A 21,032-nucleotide genomic window follows, 5' to 3' on the forward strand; every position below is an offset into this window, starting at 1 on the left:
GAGTGATGTCGTCATGTCAACGAGTAGCGGGCGATGCGGGTGACGCTTGGCGGACGGGGCGTCCGTCGGCGCTCGGGGCTGCCGGCGCCGGTGTGGACAGAAGCCGGACCACGCCGAAGAGGACCGCGCCATACGTCAGCGTCGCCACCATCGCCAAGCTCTCGCCCCGGAACTGGTACATCCAGGTCGCCGTGAACAGGATGCTGGCGTACGCCCAGAAGTGACCCTGATCGACTCGGTTGACCAGCAAGCGCTGCACCAAGGCGAGCGCTGCGAAGAGAACGGGAATGCCGACCAGCCCGAAGTTCAGGTACGCCTCTGCGGTAAGCGAAAACCCGTATCCGTAGTCCGAGCCCGGGTTGTACGCCTCGACCAGCCACTCGGCCAGGGATTGCGAAGGGACGCCCGGCACCAGGTTGATCAGGCTCCGCAGGTAGGTCTCGCCGTAGGCGTAGGGGGTCAAGTGCGGAACCAGCGCCATGACGAACGTGTCGGGAAAGAGGGTGCTGCCTTCGTTCAACGCGCGGGAGACACCCTCGTCGTTTGTCGGATCACGCAGATAGGAGAGGAAGACTGCGCCGACGATGCCGGTCCCGCCCGCCAGCCCCAGCCGTAGGGACATCGGCCGACGGCGGAAGAGTTGGATGTGCAGCAGGAGGCTGAACGCCATGAAGATGAAGTCCCGCTCGTTGGTGACCAGGCAGTAGCCCACGTAGCAGGCGAAGTTCGTCCAGTAGGCCACCCGCCCGAAACGGGTCGTGGCGGTGAAGTAGAGCGCGCAGGCAAGGGTCTGCAGGAGTAGGTACTTGTAGTGCCACGGCCCGCTCAGCTCGATGCGCTCCAGCTTGTCGCCGGTGAACCCCGCTGGCCCCTGCATGAGCATCACCACCAGCGCGTAGCTCGCCAGCCCCAAAAACAGGAACGGCGGGAAGTGGTACCGGCGTTCGGCGTTCCTGAGTCGGGACCGGTCCATGGCGGTCCGGCGGGCGGGCACCAGGAGGCCGACCACGAGCATCCCGATCAGCGCCAGCAGAATGCCCACCAACGCCTGACCGATCTTGCTCTGCACGATGCCGGAGTAGATCTCGTTACCGAGCGCGAAGTTGACCGCCGGCCCGAGACTGAAGTAGGCGAAGAACGCTGCCAGGTACGGCAGGATGTCGCGCCGGCCCGAGCGCAGGAGCAGGATGGCGGGCACCGCGACGGCCCCGACGATCGCCAGCCAGATGGCCGTTTCGCTGTTCAGGTCCATGTTCGCCTCGCAAGCGCTCGTTTCAGCATCAGGGCCTTGAGGACGCTGTCGCCGCCGACCGTGATGACCACCGACCACGCAGCGCCGACCAGTCCGAACCGGGGAATCAGTACGTATCCGGCAATGCCGGCGACGGCCACCATGACCAGGCTGGCGGTCAGTTGGTTGCCGAACCTCCGTAGCGCGGAGAGCGCGGTGGCGAGGAAGAAGACCGCGCCGCTGAACACCGCTGCGACCGTCAGCAGGGTCAGCACGTCGGCGTGCGCGCCGTACGGCGCACCGTAGACGAAGCGGACGACGGCTGGGCCGACGGCGATGACGGCGGCGACGGCGACGGCACCGAAGGCCAGGGTTCCTAGGACGAGCCTCAGGGTCAGCGTGGTGAAGACTGCGAGCTCGCCCGCCGCGTACAGCCGGGTGAGTCGGGGCAGCAGGATCTGGCTGATTGCCGCGAAGAGGATGTTGGCGACGAGCACGATGTAGGCCAGGGCGGCGAAGATCCCCAGGGCGGCGGCACCCAAGATGTGCTCGATGAAGTATCGGGGCAGATTCCCCGAGAGCGACACCAGTCCGGAGGCGAAGCCGAGCGGCGCGGCGACCACCGCCAGTCGACCCATCCGGCGGAGCATGACCCCTGGCTTACGCGGCGACGATGCCTCGCGCGCCCCGGCACGGGCTGGGATGGTGGCTGTCAGCTCGGCGGCACCCAGCCGCTTCGCGGCCCAGCCGCAGTAGCCGATCGAGCCCACCGCCGAACCGATGACCGACCCCACCACTGCCCACCCGATGCTGCCGGTCAGTAACAGCAGGGAGGCCATCGCCACGACGGTAAGCAGCCCGTTGGAGATCATCGAGATCCCGATGGGCCGCATCTGCTCATGCCGCTGGAACAGCCCGAAAAAGATATCGCCGATCGCGTCGAGGGTCTTCGCGATACCGACCAGCATCACCACGATCGCGTGCGCCGAGCCGATGAGCGCCGCTACGACGGCGATCAGCAGCAGCGCGACGAGCATGCCGGACACTCTCAGCCGCAGGTAGTCGGCAAAGTCGAAATCGCGACCGGTGTCCGTCACCTGCATCGTGCGCAGGGCCAGGCTGGCCAGCAGGACGACCGGCGCGCCGACGGCCAACCCGAGGGCGTACTGGCCGACCATCTCTGGCGTGCCGAGACGTGACAGCAGGACGATCACCACCCATTGGGCCAGCGCGGCGACCATGAGGCCGAGCATGCTCCAGGTGATTCCGCTGGCGACACTCCTCGATTCCGCGGGCGCCCCGGTCGTCGGAACGACGTCGAGATGGCGCTCTCCGCCTGGATGCTGATCGCCCGCGGCCAGTTGCCCGGAGGTCATCCCTCCCACGCTCCTCTCTGTCGGGGTACCTCCGTGACCGGACCGACGAGGATCCGGGGCTGCTCAGACAGCGGGACCTCCCAAACGGTGGAAATCACCCGGAAGCGTTCTATCACGCTCGATCGTGGCAAGTGGCCACTTCCTGGATATAGGTGATCCCGTCGCGCGTCCACTCCGACAGCGACGGCTCGGACTACCGCAGGGCTGCGGCCGCATGCAATGGATATCCGGCTGTCCGGGGTCGATTGATCGAAGTACTGACATGCCTACTCGTCAGCGAAAGGCTCGGCTTACAGGTCCTTCCACCGGAGGAGGCGCACTGAGGCGCACACGGCGGCGACCGCTGGCTGTTCACTCTGGTCGGCGCACTGGCGCTGACCTCACCGGCAAGCGCGTGACCACCGTCCGACCCGGACGCCCGCGTTCCGCTCCTACAGCGAGCCGGGCGGGATCCGGGACGAGATCACCGCCGCCCGCTTCCCGAAGCTCACCAAGGCGGAGACCATCGGCCGCACGGTGCAGGGTCAGCCGATCCTCGCGGTCAAGGTCACGAAGGACGGCGCCAACGACTGGGCCCGCAGCCAGCGAACCTTCTCCGAGGGCGCGGCGGTGGTCACCGACGACACGGTCTACCTCGGCGTCGGGCTGGAAGGGCTGGCCCCGGCGGCACGGGACAACCTGGTCGCCCGGTCGCTGGCCCACCTGACGGGGGATCCGCGCCGGTAACGGCCGGGGGTGCGCCGGCGGTGACCGCACCGCCGGCGCACCTTCCGGTACGCCGGGCGCATCCCACCCCGATGTGGTGAGCTGTACGGGTGGCGGGGCTGGGACTGGTGCTGCACCCCACCCGGGACGTCTCCGAGGTGGTCGGAATCATCGAACGGTGGGCGTCGCGCCACCGCAAGACGCTGATGGTGCGCGCGGAGGACGCGTACCGGGTGCCGTCGAGCGTCGAACCGGTCCCCGCGGCGGAGGTGGCCACCCGAGCGGACGCCCTGATCAGCATCGGCGGGGACGGCACCATGCTGGGCGCGCTGCGCTCCGCGGTGCGGGACCCGAAGCCGGTGCTCGGGGTGCACCTGGGGCGGCTCGGCTTCCTGGTGGAGGTGGAGCCGCCGGATCTGCCGGAGGCGCTGAGCCGGCTGCTGGCAAAGGACTTCACCGTCGAGTCGCACGCCTGCCTGGCCTGCGACGTGTGCGGCGACGACGTGGTGGCGTTCAACGACATCGCGCTGGTCCGCCAGCCCGGCTCCGGCTTCGTCACCGCCACCCTCGCCGTGGACGCCCAGCGATATGGCTACTACCGTTGCGACGCCCTGGTGGTGAGCACGCCGACCGGCTCCACGGCCTACAGCTACGCCGCGGGCGGTCCGCTGGTCTCCCCGGCGGCGGACGCGGTGGTGGTGACCCCGTCGGCGCCGATGGCGGGCATCTCCCGGTCGTTGGTGCTCTCGCCGCGGGAGCGCATCCGGCTGGAGCTGGAGCCGAACTCGGCGGCGGTCGCCGTCGAGATGGACGGGGTGATTTTCAAGGAAGCGGCGACCGAGGGGTGGGTGGACATCAGCTACCGCCGGGACGCCGGCCGGGTGGTCCGCTTCGACCCGCTCCGTCACCAGGAGCGCAACCAGCTCAAGTTGAGCCTGCTCGACCTGCCGTTCCTGCCCGACCAGCTCCGCGAGCTACTTCCCGACGAAATACGGCGGCAGCGCCACGAGCGGGAGCTGCCGCCGCCCTGCTGACCGGAGCCGCCCGCCCACCCGGGGTGGACGGGCGGCGGGTCTGCTCAGGCCTTGGCCAGCACCCCGTCCACCAGCGCCTTCGCCTCCTCCTGGATCTGGGCGAGGTGGTCGGCCCCGCGGAACGACTCGGCGTAGATCTTGTAGACGTCCTCGGTGCCGGACGGGCGGGCGGCGAACCAGCCGGACTCGGTGGTCACCTTCAGCCCACCGATCGCCGCGCCGTTGCCGGGCGCGGCGGTGAGCGTGGCGGTGATCGGCTCGCCGGCCAGTTCGGTGGCGGTGACCTGCTCCGGGGAGAGCTTGCCGAGCACGGCCTTCTGCTGCCGGCTGGCCGGCGCGTCGATCCGGGCGTACGCGGGGGCGCCGAAGCGCTCGGTCAGCTCGGCGTAGTGCTGGCTGGGCGTCCGGCCGGTGGTCGCGATGATCTCCGAGGCGAGCAGGCAGAGCAGGATGCCGTCCTTGTCGGTGGTCCAGGTGCCCCCGTCGCGGCGCAGGAAGGACGCGCCGGCGCTCTCCTCGCCGCCGAAGCCCACCGCGCCGTCGAGCAGACCCGGCACGAACCACTTGAACCCGACCGGCACCTCCAGCAGCGGCCGGCCCAGGTCGGCGGCGATCCGGTCGATCATGGACGAGGAGACCAGCGTCTTGCCGACCGCCGCCGCCGGGCCCCATTGCGACCGGGTACGGAACAGGTGGCCGATCGCCACCGCCAGGTAATGGTTGGGGTTCATCAGGCCGCCGTCGGGGGTGACGATGCCGTGCCGGTCGGCGTCGGCGTCGTTGCCGGTGGAGACCTGGTATTCGGCGCGGGCGGCGATCAGCGAGGCCATCGCGTTCGGCGAGGAGCAGTCCATCCGGATCTTGCCGTCGCCGTCGAGGGTCATGAACCGCCAGGTCGGGTCGACCGTCGGGTTGATCACCGTCAGGTCGAGGCGGTGCCGCTCGGCGATCTCGCCCCAGTACGCGACGCTGGCCCCGCCCAGCGGGTCGGCCCCGATGCGCACCCCGGCGTCGCGGATCGCGTCGATGTCGAGCACGGCCGGCAGGTCGTCCACGTAGCCGGCGAGGAAGTCGTACTCCCCGGTGGTGTCGGCGGCGCGGGCCCGGGCGTACGGGATGCGCTTGACCTCCTTGAGGCCGGCGGCGAGGATCGCGTTGGCCCGGTCCTGGATCCACTTCGTGACGTCGGAGTCGGCGGGCCCGCCGTGGGTGGGGTTGTACTTGAACCCGCCGTCGTCGGGCGGGTTGTGCGACGGGGTGATCACGATGCCGTCGGCCAGGCCGCTGGTGCGCCCCCGATTGTGGGTGAGCACCGCGTGCGACAGCGCCGGGGTCGGGGTGTAGCCGTCCCGGCTGTCCCGCAGCACGGTGACGTCGTTGGCGGCGAGCACCTCCAGCGCGCTGGCCTCGGCCGGGGCGGAGAGCGCGTGGGTGTCCCGGGCGAGGAAGAGCGGCCCGTCCAGGCCCTGCTCGCGGCGGTAGTCGCAGAGCGCCTGGGTGACCGCGAGGATGTGGTCCTCGTTGAAGGCGTTCTCCAGCGACGACCCGCGGTGCCCGGAGGTGCCGAAGGAGACCTGCTGCGCCGGGTCCGCCGGATCCGGGTGCTCGGCGTAGTAGGCGGTCAGCAGCCGCGGCACGTCGACCAGGTCGGCGGGCTCGGCGGGCTGTCCGGCACGGGGGTGGGCCACTGCGGGAACCTCCTCGGTTCAGGCGCTGACTGCTGGCGGTGCGGGACTCAGGGCTCGACGCGCTGACCCTTGCCGATGACGACGATGCCGTTGTCGGACACGGTGTAGCGCTGCCGGTCCTTCTCCAGGTCGACGCCGATCTCGGCGCCCTCCGGCACGAACACGTTCTTGTCCAGGATGGCCCGGCGGACGACCGCGTGCCGGCCGATCTCGACGCCTTCCATGAGCACCGCACCGTCCACGTGCGCCCAGGAATGGACCTTCACCTTCGGCGAGACGATCGAGTTCTCCACCAGCGAGCCGGAGACCACCGCGCCGGGCGAGACCATCGAGCCGACCGCCCGGCCGACCCGCTCGCCCCACTGGTGGACGAACTTCGCCGGCGGGTACGGCGGCTGGGCGCTGTAGATCGGCCAGTCGAAGTTGTAGAGGTTGAACACCGGGTGGACGTTGATCAGGTCCATGTGGGCGTCGTAGAAGGAGTCCAGCGTCCCGACGTCGCGCCAGTAGCCGCGGTCCCGGTCGGTGCTGCCGGGCACCTCGTTGTCCCTGAAGTCGTAGACGTTGGCCTCGCCCCGCTCGACCAGCATCGGGATGATGCTGCCGCCCATGTCGTGCTTGCTGGTCTTGTCCTCCGCGTCGCGCTCCACGGCCTCGCAGAGCGCCCCGGTTGTGAAGACGTAGTTGCCCATCGAGGCGTAGATCTGGTCCGGGGCGTCGGGCAGGCCCACGGCGTCGGTGGGCTTCTCGCGGAACGCCCGGATCCGCCGGCCGTCCTCGCCCACCTCGATCACGCCGAACTGGTCGGCCATCGACAGCGGCTGGCGGATGCCGGCGACGGTCACGCCGGCACCCGAGGCGATGTGGTCCTCCACCATCTGCCGGGGGTCCATCCGGTAGATGTGGTCGGCACCGAAGACGATCACGTGGTCCGGCTGCTCGTCGTTGATCAGGTTGAAGCTCTGGTAGATGGCGTCGGCCGAGCCGGCGAACCACCACGGGCCGCGCCGCTGCTGGGCCGGCACCGGGGTGACGTAGTTGCCCAGCATGGTCGACATCCGCCAGGTCGTGGTGACGTGTCGGTCCAGTGAGTGGGACTTGTACTGGGTCAACACGACCATCTTCAGGTAGTCGGCGTTGGCCAGGTTGGAGAGGACGAAGTCGACCATGCGGTACATCCCGCCGAACGGGACGGCCGGCTTGGCCCGGTCCGTGGTGAGCGGCATGAGGCGCTTGCCCTCTCCGCCGGCCAGGACGATCGCGAGCACCTTGGCAGCCATGTCCCGACGCTATCCATCCGGCTGCAACTTCACCACTCGTACGGGCACAGATCTGCACTAGGGTGCGGTGGCATGACGGACTCCTCGCAGCTGCGCGTCGATCTGCTCACCCGGGAGTATCCGCCGGAGGTGTACGGCGGGGCCGGGGTGCACGTCGAGTACCTGGCCCGGGAACTGCGCCGACTCGCCGACGTACGGGTGCACTGCTTCGGCGCGCCGCGGACCGAGCCGGGCGTCACCGCGTACGCCGAGCCGGCCGGCCTGGCCGGCGCGAACGCCGCGCTGCGCACGATGGGCGTCGACCTGGAGATGGCCGCCGGCAGCGCCGGCACCGACGTGGTGCACAGCCACACCTGGTACGCCAACCTGGCCGGGCACACCGCGAAGCTGCTGCACGGGGTGCCGCACGTGGTGACCGCGCACAGCCTGGAGCCGCTGCGGCCGTGGAAGGCCGAACAGCTCGGCGGCGGGTACGCGCTCTCCTCCTGGTGCGAGCGGACCGCCGTGGAGGCCGCCGACGCGGTGATCGCGGTCAGCGAGGGGATGAAGCGGGACGTGCTGACCGCGTACCCGGCGGTCGACCCGGACCGGGTCCGGGTGGTCTACAACGGCATCGACACCACCCAGTACGCCCCGGACCCCGGCAGCGACGTGCTCGACCGGCTCGGCATCGACCCGTCCCGCCCGAGCGTGGTGTACGTCGGACGGATCACCCGGCAGAAGGGCCTGCCGTACCTGCTGCGCGCGGCCCGCGAGCTGCCCGCCGACACCCAGCTGGTGCTGCTCGCCGGCGCCCCGGACACGCCCGAGATCGCCGCCGAGGTGGAGGGCCTGGTGGCCGAGCTGCGGGCGAACCGCTCGGGGGTGGTCTGGGTGGCCGAGATGCTGCCGAAGCACGAGGTGATCCAGGTGCTCACCCACGCCACGATCTTCGTCTGCCCGTCGGTCTACGAGCCGATGGGCATCGTCAACCTGGAGGCGATGGCCTGCGAGACCGCGGTGGTGGCGACCGCCACCGGCGGCATCCCGGAGGTGGTCGCCGACGGCGAGACCGGCCTGCTGGTGCCGATCGACCAGGCGTCCGACGGCAGCGGGAAGCCGCTGGACCCGGAGCGCTTCGTCGCCGACCTCGGCGCGGCGATCAACACTCTGCTGGCCGACCCGGCCCGGACCGCCGAGTTCGGCCGGGCCGGCCGGCGCCGGGCGGTGGAACATTTCTCCTGGGACCGGATCGCCGAACGCACGCTGGAGATCTACCGGTCGGTGGGCGCGGCCGGCTGACCCGAGCGCGAGGGGATCTCGCACAGTAGGTTGGCGGTGTGAGCGGACGGTTCCCGATCGAAGACGTCTCCCCCGTCGTCGCCTGCGGTCGCTACCCGGCCAAGGCGGTGGTCGACGAGGTGGTGCCGGTGTCGGCCCGCGCCTACCGGGAGGGTCACGACGCGCTCGGCTGCAACGTGGTCTGGCTCGGCCCGGACGGCGCGCCGCGCCCGTTCACCCGGATGCGTCCGGGTGAGCCGGGCCAGGACCGCTGGCACGCGACCATCCGGCCGGACGCGGTCGGCGAGTGGGTCTTCACCGTCGAGGCGTTCCAGGACCCGTACCTGACCTGGCAGAACGCGGTCACCAAGAAGATCGCCGCCGGGCAGGGCCCGGAGGACCTGGCCAACGACCTGGCCGAGGGCGCCCGAGTGCTGGCGGCGGCGGTCGAGCTGGTCCCGGCCGCCGACACGAAGCGGGTACGGGCGGCGGTCGCCGCGCTGCGCGACACGAAGCTCGACCTGCCCCGGCGGGTCGCCCCGGCGCTCGACCTGGCCGACCTGCTCTGGGCGCACCCGGTGCGGGAGCTGGTCACCACCGGCGACGAGTACCGGCTCTGGGTGGACCGTCCCCGGGCGCTCTTCTGCGCCTGGTACGAGTTCTTTCCCCGCTCCGAGGGCGCCGTCCCGGCGACCGTCGACGCCCCGGCCCGGTCCGGCACCTTCGTCACCGCGACCGACCGGCTGCCCGGGGTCGCGGCGATGGGCTTCGACGTGCTCTACCTGCCGCCGATCCACCCGATCGGCCGGGTCAACCGCAAGGGCCGCAACAACTCGCTCACCGCCGGGCCGGACGACGTCGGCTCGCCGTGGGCGATCGGCGCCGCCGAGGGCGGCCACGACGCCATCCACCCCGACCTGGGTACGCCGGCCGACTTCCGCGACTTCATCGCGGCCGCCGCGGAGCAGGGCCTGGAGGTGGCGATGGACCTGGCGTTGCAGTGCGCGCCGGACCACCCCTGGGTGACCGAGCACCCGGAGTGGTTCACCACCCGGGCCGACGGCAGCATCGCGTACGCGGAGAACCCGCCCAAGAAATACCAGGACATCTACCCGGTGAACTTCGACAACGACCCGGAGGGCATCCGGGCCGAGGTGCTGCGGGTGGTGCTGCACTGGGTCGGCGAGGGCATCAGGATCTTCCGGGTCGACAACCCGCACACCAAGCCGTTCGACTTCTGGCACTGGCTGATCGGCGAGGTCAAGAAGGTCGACCCGGACGTGCTCTTCCTCGCCGAGGCGTTCACCCGCCCGGCGATCATGCACGGGCTCGGCAAGATCGGCTTCACCCAGTCGTACACGTACTTCACCTGGCGCACGACCGCCGCGGAGATGCGGGCGTACTGCGAGGAGCTGGTCGCGGCGGCCGACTACATGCGGCCGAACTTCTGGCCCAACACACCGGACATCCTGCACGAGTCGTTGCAGCACGGCGGCCCGCCGATGTTCAAGATCAGGGCGGTGCTGGCCGCGCTGCTCTCCCCCTCCTGGGGCATCTACGCCGGCTACGAGCTCTTCGAACACGTGCCCCGCCCCGGCGCCGAGGAATACCTGGACAACGAGAAGTACGAGCTGCGCCCCCGGGACTGGGCCGGCGCCCAGGCGCACGGCCGCTCGCTGGCCCCGTTCATCACCACCCTCAACCGGGTACGCCGCGACAACCCGGCCCTGCACGCGCTGCGCAACCTGCGCTTCCACGACATCGACAACCCGGCGCTGCTCTGCTGGTCCAAACACGACCCGGAGACCGGCAACACGGTCATCGTGATCTGCTCGTTCGACCCGCACACCGTCCAGTGGGGCAACACCACCCTGGACATGCCGGCGCTCGGCTTCGACTGGCACGAACGGTTCACCGTGCACGACGAGCTGACCGGGGCGCACTACGAGTGGGGGCAGCGCAACGCCGTCCGCCTCGACCCGTACCTCCAACCCGCGCACGTGCTCGTCGTGCGCCGCCCGACCGTTCCGGCCGAACCGGAGCCCGCCGGGACAGCTCCGGCCGACCTCACCGTCTCCGACGTGCCGTCCGACCTCTCGGGTGGCACCGCACCGACCGCTTTCGCCCCGAAGGACGCCCGATGGACCAGCTGATCGCCGGCGCGACGCACGACCCGCACGCCCTGCTCGGCGCGCACCCCGCCGACGGGCGGACGACGATCCGCGCGATGCGCCGGGGAGCCTCGGACGTGGCCGTCGTCGTCGACGGTGAGCGGCACCCGATGAAGCGGCTGCACGACGTCGGCGTCTTCGAGGCCGTGGTGCCGGGCGAGGTCCTCGACTACCGGGTCGAGGCCGACGGCCACGTCGGCGACGATCCGTACCGCTACCCGCCCACCGTCGGCGAGCTGGATCTGCATCTGATCGGCGAGGGGCGGCACGAGCGGCTCTGGGAGGCGCTCGGCGCCCGGGTCTTCGACGAGGGGGTGGCCTTCTCGGTGTGGGCGCCCAACGCCGGCGGGGTGCGGGTGGTCGGCGACTTCACCGGCTGGGGCCCCGACGACGGCTGGCCGATGCGCTCGCTCGGCTCCAGCGGGGTGTGGGAGATCTTCGTGCCGGGCGCGCAGGTCGGCGCCCGCTACAAGTACCGGATCCTCGGCGCCGACGGGCAGTGGCGGGACAAGGCCGACCCGCTCGCCACGTACGCCGAGACGGCGCCGGCCACCGCCTCGGTGGTGCACCACTCCACGTACCAGTGGTCCGACGCCGGCTGGCTGGAGCGGCGCGTCCACCGGCTGCCGCACCAGGAGCCGATGAGCGTGTACGAGGTGCACCTCGGTTCGTGGCGGCCCGGGCTGGGCTACCGGGAGCTGGCCGAGGAGCTGACCGCGTACGTGACCGAGCTGGGCTTCACCCACGTGGAGTTCCTGCCGGTGATGGAGCACCCGTTCGGTGGCTCCTGGGGTTACCAGGTCACCGGCTACTACGCGCCGACGTCCCGGTTCGGCGACCCGGACGACTTCCGCTACCTGGTGGACCGGCTGCACTCGGCCGGCATCGGGGTGATCCTGGACTGGGTGCCGGCGCACTTCCCCAAGGACGAGTGGGCCCTCGCGCGGTTCGACGGCACCCCGCTCTACGAGCACCCCGACCCGCGCCGCGGCGAGCACCCCGACTGGGGCACGTACGTCTTCGACTTCGGCCGCCGCGAGGTACGCAACTTCCTGGTCGCCAACGCGCTCTACTGGTGCGAGGAGTTCCACGTCGACGGGCTGCGGGTCGACGCAGTCGCCTCGATGCTCTACCTCGACTACTCCCGCGAGGAGGGGGAGTGGCTGCCCAACCGGTACGGCGGCCGGGAGAACCTGGAGGCGATCGCCTTCCTGCAGGAGGTCAACGCCACCGTCTACAAGCACCACGCCGGGGTGGTGATGGTCGCCGAGGAGTCGACCGCCTGGCCCGGGGTGACCCGGCCGACCGCCGAGGGTGGGCTGGGCTTCGGGTTCAAGTGGAACATGGGCTGGATGCACGACACCCTGCTCTACACCTCGAAGGACCCGATCTACCGGCAGCACCACCACCACCAGCTGACCTTCTCCCTGGCGTACGCCTGGAGCGAGAACTACGTGCTGCCGATCAGCCACGACGAGGTGGTGCACGGCAAGGGTTCACTGGCCGGCAAGATGCCCGGCGACACCTGGCAGCGGCTGGCCAACGTGCGGGCGCTGCTGGCGTACATGTGGGCGCATCCGGGCAAGCAGCTGCTCTTCATGGGCTGCGAGCTGGCCGACGACCGGGAGTGGAGCGAGGAGCGCGGCCTCGACTGGTACCTGCTGCACGACCCGGCCCGGGCCGGCGTGCAGCGCCTCGTCGGTGACCTGAACGCCGTCTACCGGGACACCCCCGCCCTCTGGGCGCAGGACACCGAGCCGGCCGGGTTCCGCTGGATCGCCGGGGACGACGTCGCCCATAACACCGTCTCGTTCGTCCGGATCGCTCCGGACGGCGCGACCCTGGTCTGCGTGGCGAACTTCTCCGCGACGCCGCTGGAGGACTACCGGGTCGGGCTGCCTGCGGCCGGCACCTGGACCGAGGTGATCAACACCGACGCGCAGCACTACGGCGGGTCGGGGGTGGGGAACCTCGGCGCGGTGCACGCCCAGGACATCCCCTGGCACGGCATGGCGGCGTCGGTGGCGCTGCGGGTGCCGCCGCTGGGGGTGCTCTGGCTCCGGCAGGGGTGAGGACCGGCGACGGTCAGCTGGTGAAAGCGAGAACGGCGCACATCACCAGCACGACGACTGCGGCGACGATGTTGAGCACCATCACGGTGGAGTGACCGACCGATTTCTGTTCGCCGGGAGCGCCGAGCGACCCTCGCGCAAAGGTGACCGTCGGGGCCAGGTACTCCAGTTCTAGCTTCTTGCCCTCACCGACCAGGAATTCATGGCTGGCCCGGCCCGCCTTTCTGGGCAGGACATACGGCACCCAGACCTCCAAACGGTGACGCCCAGGGGTGACCGGCAGGCGATGGATGCCCCAGCCGCGCGCCGGAATCTCCACTCCGTCCAGCCGCATTCGAGGCTTCGTGGCCCGGTAGAGGAACGTTGCTGCAGGGTGACTCAGCGTGATGTCCACCGTAGCCTGACGGAACGCACTGCTCGACTCAACCACGAAAGCCCTCCTAGGCATCTGGCTCCGAACACCGCAGCCGCCGACGACCGCTCGGCCCGCTGTTCGCAGCGAGACGATAGCGCAGTCAAGATCCCGGCGGCAGTACGGTCAGGGGAAGCGCCCCTGGGAGTTGAGCGATGAGTCGTTCAACTCCCAGGGGATCGCCAGGCAGTCCATCAGGGGACAGAAGTCCGGGAGCCACCGCGCTTCCGCCGGTTGTACCAGGCGAAGTACCTGGGGACTCCAACTACTGCGCGTACCAGATAGAAGCCGGCACCAACGATCAAGAAAAGCGATATGGCGAAATTGAGCATGCCCGCCAACGCCAGGGCGAGGCCCCACAACCGCGAAGTTGGCCGACCGTAGTTGCAATCGGTGTTGTTCTTTCCAAAGCAAGCTTCACGGAACTCCACCGCCCGTCCGCGGTCGCCAGGGGTTACAACGGAATGACCCACTGTCGTTCGAACAGTCCGACCATCGCCCATCCGCACCGTGACGTCACAGCGCCACCAGTAACCGAACCCGTACGTGCTCACCGGACCCAGTCGCTGACACTCCTCCACCGTCGCTTCCGCAGACTGTTCCCTGGGGGAGGACTTCGTCACCCCCGTCCCTGAATAGAAACTTGCGACGGTGTCGAGCAGCAAGGAGGAGAGAACCACCCCAGCAAGCAGTGTGACTGCCACCAGTAACTGGCTCAGCCGGCCCCAGAATGGCCCACGCCGTTCATACGCGACGATCTGCTCGCGATGAATGTCCGCGTAGCGCTCCGGTGTGGCGTCCGTCACGAGTCCCCGAACCCAGCTCCCACTAGTGACCCGATGGTGTTCTCCGGCTTGTATTTCCAGTTTCCGTTGTAAATGTCCTTCACATCATTCCAGGTGCCCGGCGCGGCTCCCGATACGGCGGCCGGAATTATCCCGTTCCTCGCGGACAGCGCACCTCTGGCGATATCCGTCGTGATCGCCAGCGCCTGCCTCTCGTGCGAACCCAAAGACATAGCCTCGCGAACCATTAGGTATCTGCTCTCCGACACGAACCCGCGCATTGTGCCATTCCCGTACTTGCCCGCGCTGACCATCCCTCGCAGCGTTTGACCAACGCCGGGGATAAGTTTTCCTCCGGCCTTTGCCATCTCCTTGCCGGCGACCTTCATACCTTGGGAGAGGGCACCCGCGCCTGCACCAAGAACCGATCCCGCGGCGCCACCAAGTGCGCCCAAGATGGCTCCACTCCCGATGCTGACAGCGAGCTCCATTCCCCGCTCCCCCTTCAGATAGCCCGTCAGCCCGGAACTCAGGGCGCCGCCCAGGGCTCCGCACACGACGACACCTGCGCCCCCCGTGAGCGCGGTACACCCTACGCCCACCACGATGCCGAGCGCCACGCCTGCCAGATCTTCCTTATGTTCGACCGCCCAGTCCTTGGCCTGGGACGCCTTCTTGCAGACCCAGGACAGGACACCGCACTCGCTCTGCTTGGGCTTGGGCTTGTGCCGCGGCGGGGGCACGTACTTCCCACCGGGCTTGGCCTTGCTGGTGCTCTTGCCGGTCGCCTTGCCCCAGCTGACGTTGTCCGTCGAGCCACACCCGTGCTTGCACCCGGTCGTCGGGTTGTAGCCGTAGCAGTCGAAGTATTTGCAGTCGTCGGGAATCATGCCGGTGGGGTCGCTGGAGGTGACCGGCGTGTTGTTGGCGTAGGAGTAGCCGTTCCACTGCTGCGGCTGGCCAGTGTCCTGCACCGGGTCGACGGACACGAACCGGCCGAGTGTCGGATCGTAGGCGCGTGCGCCGACCATGGTGAGTCCGGTCGGGCTCATCGGCTTGTTGAGGAATCCGCGATTGTCGGGTGCAGTGACGGCGGCGCCGCGGGGGCCGCCGTAGGGGGTGTACTGCCTCCAGGTGGGGTTCTGGGCGGTGTTGTTGAGGTAGAGGGTCGGAGTGCCCTGGTGGTCGGCGATGGCGAAGGTGTACGCCGTGCCGCTGCCGGAGCGGACGCAACTGCCCCCGCCCGGGAGTGCGTAGTAGCGGTTGCCGTCGATGACGCTGGTGGCGGTGTTGAGGGTGAGCTGCTGCCCGGGCAGGTAGAGGGTGTTCTTGCCGGGTTCCTTCTGCAGCAGCAGGTTGCCGTCGGCGTCGTAGACGAACGAGTTGTCGCCGCTGGCGCCGCCGGTGACTCCGGCGAGTTTGCCGGCGTCGTCCCAGGTGAGGATCTGGTTGCCCTGGGCGGCGTTGCGGCCGGTGGTGTTGCCGGACGCGTCGTAGGTGTACGACGTGGTGCCGGTGGCGCCGCCGGTCTTGGTGGTGGAGGTCAGGGTGTGGGGCTTGTTCTGACCGTTGCCGTCGTAGGTGTAGTCGGTGGTGATGTCGGTGCCGCCGGTCAGGTTGTGCTCGACCTGCTGGGTGCGGTTTCCGATCAAGTCGATCTGCCAGCTGGTCCAGTAGGCGCTACCGGCGCCGATGGTGTTGCCGACCATGGTCTTGTTGGTGGTGGTCGGCGTGGTGGCGCAGGCGTCGGTGCCGGTCCAGGCCTCGGTGAGCCGGGCCAGGCCGTCGTAGCCGTAACACTGGGTCTCGGCCGGGGTGATCGCCCCGAGCCGCTTACTGATCTTGCGAGTGATGTTGCCGGCCAGGTCGTACTTGTACTCCTGCTCGTCCACTTTCGACGGTGTCGCGGTGGAACGGGTGACGAGCTGGTTGGTCAACCGCGCAGTGTGCGTGTCATAGGTATTGGTGACGTACGCGAGGTTCGTGCCCGAACCCAGGGTCTGCTGGTTCACCCGACCCCACGCGTCATAGGTCACCCCGTTGGCGTACCCCGCCGCCCCACCGAGCGTCGTGGGCAGGTCCATCACCCCGGCGTAGCCGTGCAACACGGTCTCCGACGGCAGGCTGCCCTTGGCCGGGTAGGTGTCGGTCAGGGGCAGGCCCAGCACCGACGTGTACGAGTGGCCGAACACGTACGACCCACTCAGAGCCCCTTCAGTGCCGGGGATCGTGACCGTCGAGCCGAGCGAGCTGCCGAAGACGTTGAAGGCCTTCTGCTGCGTGGTGTACGCCTGCCCACCGCGGTAGGCGATGGTGGTCGTCAGCTTGCCGACGGCGTTGGTGACGCCGGCGACGGCGTTGCTGTTGTCGTAGATCCACGCCCCGCGCTGGTTCGCCGACGACTGGCTGGCCACCGTCGACGCGTACTCGCCGATCTTGCGGTCGAGGGCGTCATAGGTGAACGACAGGGTCTTGGTGCGACCGTCGGTGCTCTGCACGACGTTGCCGTTGGCGTCGTAGACCATGCTGCTGTTGCCGGCGTCCGGGTCGGACTTCGCCACCACCTGGCCGAGCAGGTTGTAGGTCGACGTCCACACGTTGTCGTCGGCGTCGCTGAGCGTCGACCGGTTGCCGTGTCCGTCGTATCCGTAGGTGCTGACCGTGGCGGTGCCGCCGGTGACGGTGAACGTACCGGTGAACGTGTCCGCCGGCGTGGTCACGGTCGGCCGCGCGCTGTACTCGTGCAGCTCCTTGTCCTTGCCGAGCGGGTCGCTGACGGTGGTCTTGACGACCCCACCCAACGGCGGCACGGACGTGATCCGGTCACCGAGGTAGACGTTCATCGTCTCCGAGACGGTCACGCCGTTCTTCGCGCTGGTGACCACCACCGCACGCCCCAGGCCGTCGTAGGTGGTGAAGGTCTGGTTCGGCACCTGCTTGCCCAGGTCGGCCGCCGACACCGGCGTGCTCACCGTCGGCGTGGTCGCGTCGTCCCACCAGCCGTTGTACGACGCCCGGGTGAAACCGCGGGTGTCGTAGAACGTGTCGGTGATCATCCGGCCGCCCTGCGGGGTGACCGACTGGGTCTGCCGAGTCCGTAGCAACGCGTCGTAGATGGTGACGGACTTCTGGTAGCCGTTGGAGTTGTTCAGGGTATCCGTCGTGGTGGCGGACACTCCGGTCTTCGAGACCGCGTAGGTGAACTTGTAGTTGGCGGGGCTGGACGTCGGGCGGGAGTGCAGCCAGGTCGAGGTGGCACGTCCGAGCGCATCGTACTGTTGACGGATCACGACGCTGTTCGCGTCCGTGGCGGTGAGGGTGTGTCCCCGGCGTGGGTTCACCGACGTCGACGACACGTGTCCCGCGGGGTTCGTGCTGGACGTCCCGGTGACCAGGTTGACCGCGTTGATGGTGTAGCCGGCCGTGGTCTTGTTGCCCTTGGCGTCGTACGAGTCCGTCACCCGGCCGGAGGAGTCGTAGGTCGACTTCTCGTCGGTCTGCCAGGTGTAGGCGCCGGAGACGTGGTCCTTGGCCACCTGCGTCATCGTGACGTCACCCTTTGACGGGGCCGCCGTCTGGGGGAACGTGGTGGCGAATGACGGATCGTCGTAGAAGTTCCGCTCAACCTTGACCACCTGCGAGGGCCGGTTGACCGTCGTCGGCGCCGTGAGCGTGTTGACGCTGCCTGGCTCCGAGGCCGGGCTGCCCTGGGTGAACCCGCCGCATGCCACAGACACCGTCTCGGTCTGACTCACCAGACCGACCAGGTTCTTGCCGGTGTTGACCGGCGCGAAGGTGTAGGTGGTGCACTGGTCGTAGGCGGTGTCGACCGGCACCGTGTAGGTGTAGCTGTTCTCCAGCTCACCGAACGTCGCGCTGCCGGTGTTCGCGTCGTAGCTGTTGTCGGTAGCCGTGTACCGCCAGGTCGTCGATGCGCCGCTGGTGATCGCCTGGCGGGTGTAGGTCTTGATCGGCGCGACCCATTGTGCCGTCAACGCCGACAACCCTGTGCGGCTGCGGGTGGCGGTTGCGCCGGACACCCAGTAGGAGGTGATGCTCGAAGAGTCCACCCGGCCGCCTTCGCCGAGATACTTCGTGCTCTCGAGCTCCTTGCCGGCAAGTTCGTCGACGTCCTCGTGCACACCCCCGGCGGAGTCGGTCAGGTTGACCACGGTGGTGTTGTTGTTCTTGGACATGCCGCGGTAGTAGACGGACTCGGACTGGGTGCGGCGGTCGTTGACGCCGTCACCGCTGAGGGTCTGGACCTTGCCGTAGCCGCGGAACTGGCCGTAGGTGCGGTACTTGGCCTTGACGACCTCGTTCTCGTCGTAGTGCCACGCCGCACCGCCGAGGTACTTGTAACTGGTCGACAGGGCTGCGGCGCCACCGGTGGGGTCGGTGGAGGTCACGCGGGTGACGGCGTACTTGTTGAACCAGTCCCGGAACTGGTTCACATATCCGTCCGGGGTCCAGTACACCGGGTAACACGATTTGGTGTTCGTCGCCGGGTCGGTGGTCACTGGCGCGGTGCAGGGCACCGGCAGTTCGTAGCTGGGGGAGATGACTGAGCCGGTTTCGGTGGTGACCGTGGCGATGCGCTGCCGGTAGAACGACGGCAGCCCGCCGGTGGTGTCCACCCGGTTGGCCAGCTTGACACCGGTGAACGACATCGACGGCAGGCTGATGGCCGCGGTCGAGCCGCCGGCGCTGGTGTCGTGGCCGGTGCGGGTGATCGAACTCATCCACAGGGTGGGCGAGGTGCCGTCGCCGGTGGCCGGCATGGTGTGCGCGAGCGCGTAGGAGTCGACCTTCTCGTAGGCCGAGGTGGCCGTGTTGTACTGCTGCGCCTCGATGGATGTCAGTCGGACGGTCGAGAAGAACGCCGGGCTCCAGTCGTCACAGTCGACACCGGAGTTGCAGATCAGGTCGAACGGCACGTCGGGCCAGTTCGCCTTGTTGGTGGAGTTCAGCGGCTGGCAGGTGCCGGACAGGCAACGGTCGCCGGTGTTGAACACCACCCGGTTCGGCACGGTGCCGTAGGCGTTGCCGTCGGTGAACCCGTAGTCGATCCGCGCCAGGTTGCTGTCTCGGACGTAGGAAACGTCGGTGGCGCCCTTGTTCCGGCCGTAGAAGTTCGTGGCCTGGTTGTAGTAGTAGGCCATCGCATTGCCGTGGACGTCCTTGACGTAGTCCAGGTTCCACCGGTGCGCCATCGTGCACACCGACGACGAGAAACCCGCCGCGTTGTAGCAGGGGTCGCCCGAGTGCGGCGAGTACACCGGCGTGTGGTCCACCGACTTCGTCTCCGCCTTGCCCGACGCCCAGCCAGGCAGCCGGTTACGACCGAACTCGTACACGGTGCCGTCGCGCAGCGTCACCCGCCAGTAGTCGGTGTTGTAGGTGCCAGTGCCGTTGTTCGAGTTGACGACGTGGGTGATGACCTCACCGTTATCCGTCTCCGGCTCCCACACCTCCTTCGTCGCATCCCAGACGAGCGCCGTTGACGAGCCCTTCAAGGACAGGGTCAGGATCGGCCCGTCGTAGCACCGGTCGGACGTCTTCACCGGCGAGGGACTGCCGCCCGGCTCATCCATGCAGGAGGCGAACGTCTGCTCGACATACGAGCGGGGAGTCGACCAGCCGTCACCCACCCAGGACGCCTGGGCGTTGGTCGACGCGGTCTGCCCGTCCACGCTGCCGGAGTCATAGGACAGCGCCACGGTCGGCACCAGGTCCGAGGCCGCCGGCGGCACGGTGATCGGGTACGAGTACGTGAAGGAGCCGGTGCTGCCACCACCGGTCCAGGAGCCGGAGGGCTTCAGGTCGGTGGCAGCGTACGTGCCGCCCTTGCCGCCCTCCTCGCCCGCCGCGGACACCGCCGCCAGCACCATCAGACTGCTGCTCGCCGCCCGGGCGTCCGAGCCGGTCATCGGCACCTCGGCCGACACCGTCCTCGCCGCCGCGTCGTTGGTCGACGCCAGCGGCATCGCCGTGCGGCAGGCGGCCACTCCAGGAGTGGTCAGGGCGCATGCCGGCAGCTGGACCAGCCTCAACCGCGACCCGTAGTTACCGCCGTACGCCTCCGCGAACCCGGCGTAGTCCACACCCACCCGGACCGCACCGGAGGCGACGTCCGGCGTGACGGACAGCAGCACACCGTCCACTCCGGCCGCCTCGGCCGCCTTCCGGTCGGCGACCGTCACCTCCAGCCGCCGCGGACCAGCCGACCGACCGACCTTCGCCGCCACCGGCTGCGCCCACACCGGCGTACCCGCCGCCCGCGCCTTCCCCGGCGCCGCCACCCGCGCGCCAGCAGCCGCAGCCGCCAGGTCCACCTGGGCGGAAGCGGCCTGCGGCCACGTGGTCCGCGTCGGCCGGTACGTCGACTCCGCGTCGTCCGGCGGCGTCACGAACTTCGTCGGCAACGGCTTCACGCCCTTCACCGACCGACCCGGCGAGGTCGCCGGCGCCGCCGCCAACTCCCCACCCTCAGGTTTCGCCGACGCTGGCGTACCCGACAACAAGCCCGCCACCAGCGACGCTGCCGCGGCAACCGCGACCAGACGTCTGGGACGAGTCAGCAGGCGTATGCCCCCGTGTCCGACCATCCGAACCTCACCTCTGCGAGAACGACAAGGGCCACGCAGGGTGTTCGATCGCGCACCCCCGTGGCGCGATCAATGTGTCATGTCAGCCATCATCGATGGTAACGAGGCGATAACGATCACCGAGGATCGCTGAGTCAAATCGGTCGCAGTGAGCGCGAAAGGGACGACGTGATGTGACGGGAGGCGTTCCGTGGAGCCCGCGACGGCTGGTTCACTGTGGCCGCTCACCGGGCGCGTGCCCGCGCGTCCGTCGGACTTGCACACGGGGGTACAGCTCTTCATGTCATCGGTACATCGTCCACAAGGGACAAGCCTGCTTGCGTCCACGACGGCGGGCAGCATCGTCGTCGCGTCGGCGGCGTTCGCCCTGGTGGCGACACCCGCCGCTGCGGCACCGCCAGCACCGCCCG

12 protein-coding genes are annotated in these 21,032 nt (G+C 69.1%); 5 read left to right on the forward strand and 7 right to left on the reverse strand.

Translation table 11 applies throughout. The features are described from left to right. Positions 1 to 16: 16 nt before the first annotated feature. A complete protein-coding gene (gene wzy / locus ACLQ2U_RS14295) occupies positions 17 to 1,252 on the reverse strand; it encodes an O-antigen polysaccharide polymerase Wzy (protein WP_425751097.1) in 1,236 nt (411 codons plus the stop codon). Then, on the reverse strand, positions 1,243 to 2,607 hold the full coding sequence (locus ACLQ2U_RS14300) for an oligosaccharide flippase family protein (protein ID WP_425751098.1): 1,365 nt from the start codon (positions 2,605 to 2,607) through the stop codon (positions 1,243 to 1,245). The genes wzy and ACLQ2U_RS14300 overlap by 10 nt, the downstream gene beginning before the upstream one ends. Positions 2,608 to 3,123: 516 nt before the next feature. Here ACLQ2U_RS14300 and ACLQ2U_RS14305 point away from each other — a divergent pair. Next, a complete protein-coding gene (locus ACLQ2U_RS14305; RefSeq protein ID WP_425751099.1) occupies positions 3,124 to 3,333 on the forward strand; it encodes a hypothetical protein in 210 nt (69 codons plus the stop codon). A gap of 98 nt (positions 3,334 to 3,431) precedes the next feature. Further along, positions 3,432 to 4,346, forward strand: coding sequence for an NAD(+)/NADH kinase (locus ACLQ2U_RS14310; protein WP_425751124.1), 915 nt, complete (start codon positions 3,432 to 3,434; stop codon positions 4,344 to 4,346). A gap of 44 nt (positions 4,347 to 4,390) precedes the next feature. Here the strand turns inward: ACLQ2U_RS14310 and pgm are convergent, their stop codons facing one another. Both pgm and glgC read right to left on the reverse strand, forming a co-directional pair. Further along, entirely contained in the window at positions 4,391 to 6,034 is a 1,644-nt protein-coding gene (gene pgm / locus ACLQ2U_RS14315) for a phosphoglucomutase (alpha-D-glucose-1,6-bisphosphate-dependent) (RefSeq protein WP_425751100.1), read from the reverse strand. A gap of 47 nt (positions 6,035 to 6,081) precedes the next feature. Continuing rightward, positions 6,082 to 7,314 (reverse strand): glucose-1-phosphate adenylyltransferase, encoded by a 1,233-nt coding sequence (gene glgC / locus ACLQ2U_RS14320; protein WP_425751101.1) that lies wholly within the window; start codon positions 7,312 to 7,314, stop codon positions 6,082 to 6,084. Between the two features lie 72 nt (positions 7,315 to 7,386). Between glgC and glgA the strand changes: the two genes are divergently transcribed. Genes glgA through glgB form a run of 3 tightly spaced genes read left to right on the forward strand, consistent with a single transcriptional unit; the run spans position 7,387 to position 12,817 of the window. Then, on the forward strand, positions 7,387 to 8,595 hold the full coding sequence (gene glgA / locus ACLQ2U_RS14325; RefSeq protein ID WP_425751102.1) for a glycogen synthase: 1,209 nt from the start codon (positions 7,387 to 7,389) through the stop codon (positions 8,593 to 8,595). 38 nt (positions 8,596 to 8,633) lie between these two features. Next, complete coding sequence (locus tag ACLQ2U_RS14330; protein ID WP_425751103.1) at positions 8,634 to 10,727, forward strand: maltotransferase domain-containing protein; 2,094 nt, start codon at positions 8,634 to 8,636, stop codon at positions 10,725 to 10,727. Then, complete coding sequence (glgB, locus tag ACLQ2U_RS14335; RefSeq protein ID WP_425751104.1) at positions 10,715 to 12,817, forward strand: 1,4-alpha-glucan branching protein GlgB; 2,103 nt, start codon at positions 10,715 to 10,717, stop codon at positions 12,815 to 12,817. Before ACLQ2U_RS14330 ends, glgB begins: the two co-directional genes overlap by 13 nt. A 13-nt stretch (positions 12,818 to 12,830) precedes the next feature. On the opposite strand, the gene ACLQ2U_RS14340 is transcribed toward glgB, so the two are convergent. The 3 genes from ACLQ2U_RS14340 to ACLQ2U_RS14350 all read right to left on the reverse strand — a co-directional run bounded on the left by ACLQ2U_RS14340 (position 12,831) and on the right by ACLQ2U_RS14350 (position 20,457). Then, the gene (locus tag ACLQ2U_RS14340) at positions 12,831 to 13,247 is read right to left on the reverse strand and encodes a hypothetical protein (RefSeq protein WP_425751105.1); all 417 of its coding nucleotides are present in this window, start codon (positions 13,245 to 13,247) and stop codon (positions 12,831 to 12,833) included. 176 nt (positions 13,248 to 13,423) lie between these two features. Continuing rightward, a complete protein-coding gene (locus tag ACLQ2U_RS14345; RefSeq protein ID WP_425751106.1) occupies positions 13,424 to 14,035 on the reverse strand; it encodes a DUF6346 domain-containing protein in 612 nt (203 codons plus the stop codon). Next, positions 14,032 to 20,457, reverse strand: coding sequence for an RHS repeat domain-containing protein (locus ACLQ2U_RS14350; RefSeq protein WP_425751107.1), 6,426 nt, complete (start codon positions 20,455 to 20,457; stop codon positions 14,032 to 14,034). Before ACLQ2U_RS14350 ends, ACLQ2U_RS14345 begins: the two co-directional genes overlap by 4 nt. Positions 20,458 to 21,032 lie beyond the last annotated feature (575 nt).

It is taken from the genome of Micromonospora sp. DT47 (genome assembly GCF_049844475.1).
Taxonomy (GTDB): domain Bacteria; phylum Actinomycetota; class Actinomycetes; order Mycobacteriales; family Micromonosporaceae; genus Micromonospora.

Coding starts and splice junctions, on each gene's coding strand:
- wzy (WP_425751097.1), bottom strand. CDS start 1,252: ATGGACCTGAACAGCGAAACGGCCATCTGGCTGGCGATCGTCGGGGCC.
- ACLQ2U_RS14300 (WP_425751098.1), bottom strand. CDS start 2,607: ATGACCTCCGGGCAACTGGCCGCGGGCGATCAGCATCCAGGCGGAGAG.
- glgC (WP_425751101.1), bottom strand. CDS start 7,314: ATGGCTGCCAAGGTGCTCGCGATCGTCCTGGCCGGCGGAGAGGGCAAG.
- glgA (WP_425751102.1), top strand. CDS start 7,387: ATGACGGACTCCTCGCAGCTGCGCGTCGATCTGCTCACCCGGGAGTAT.
- glgB (WP_425751104.1), top strand. CDS start 10,715: ATGGACCAGCTGATCGCCGGCGCGACGCACGACCCGCACGCCCTGCTC.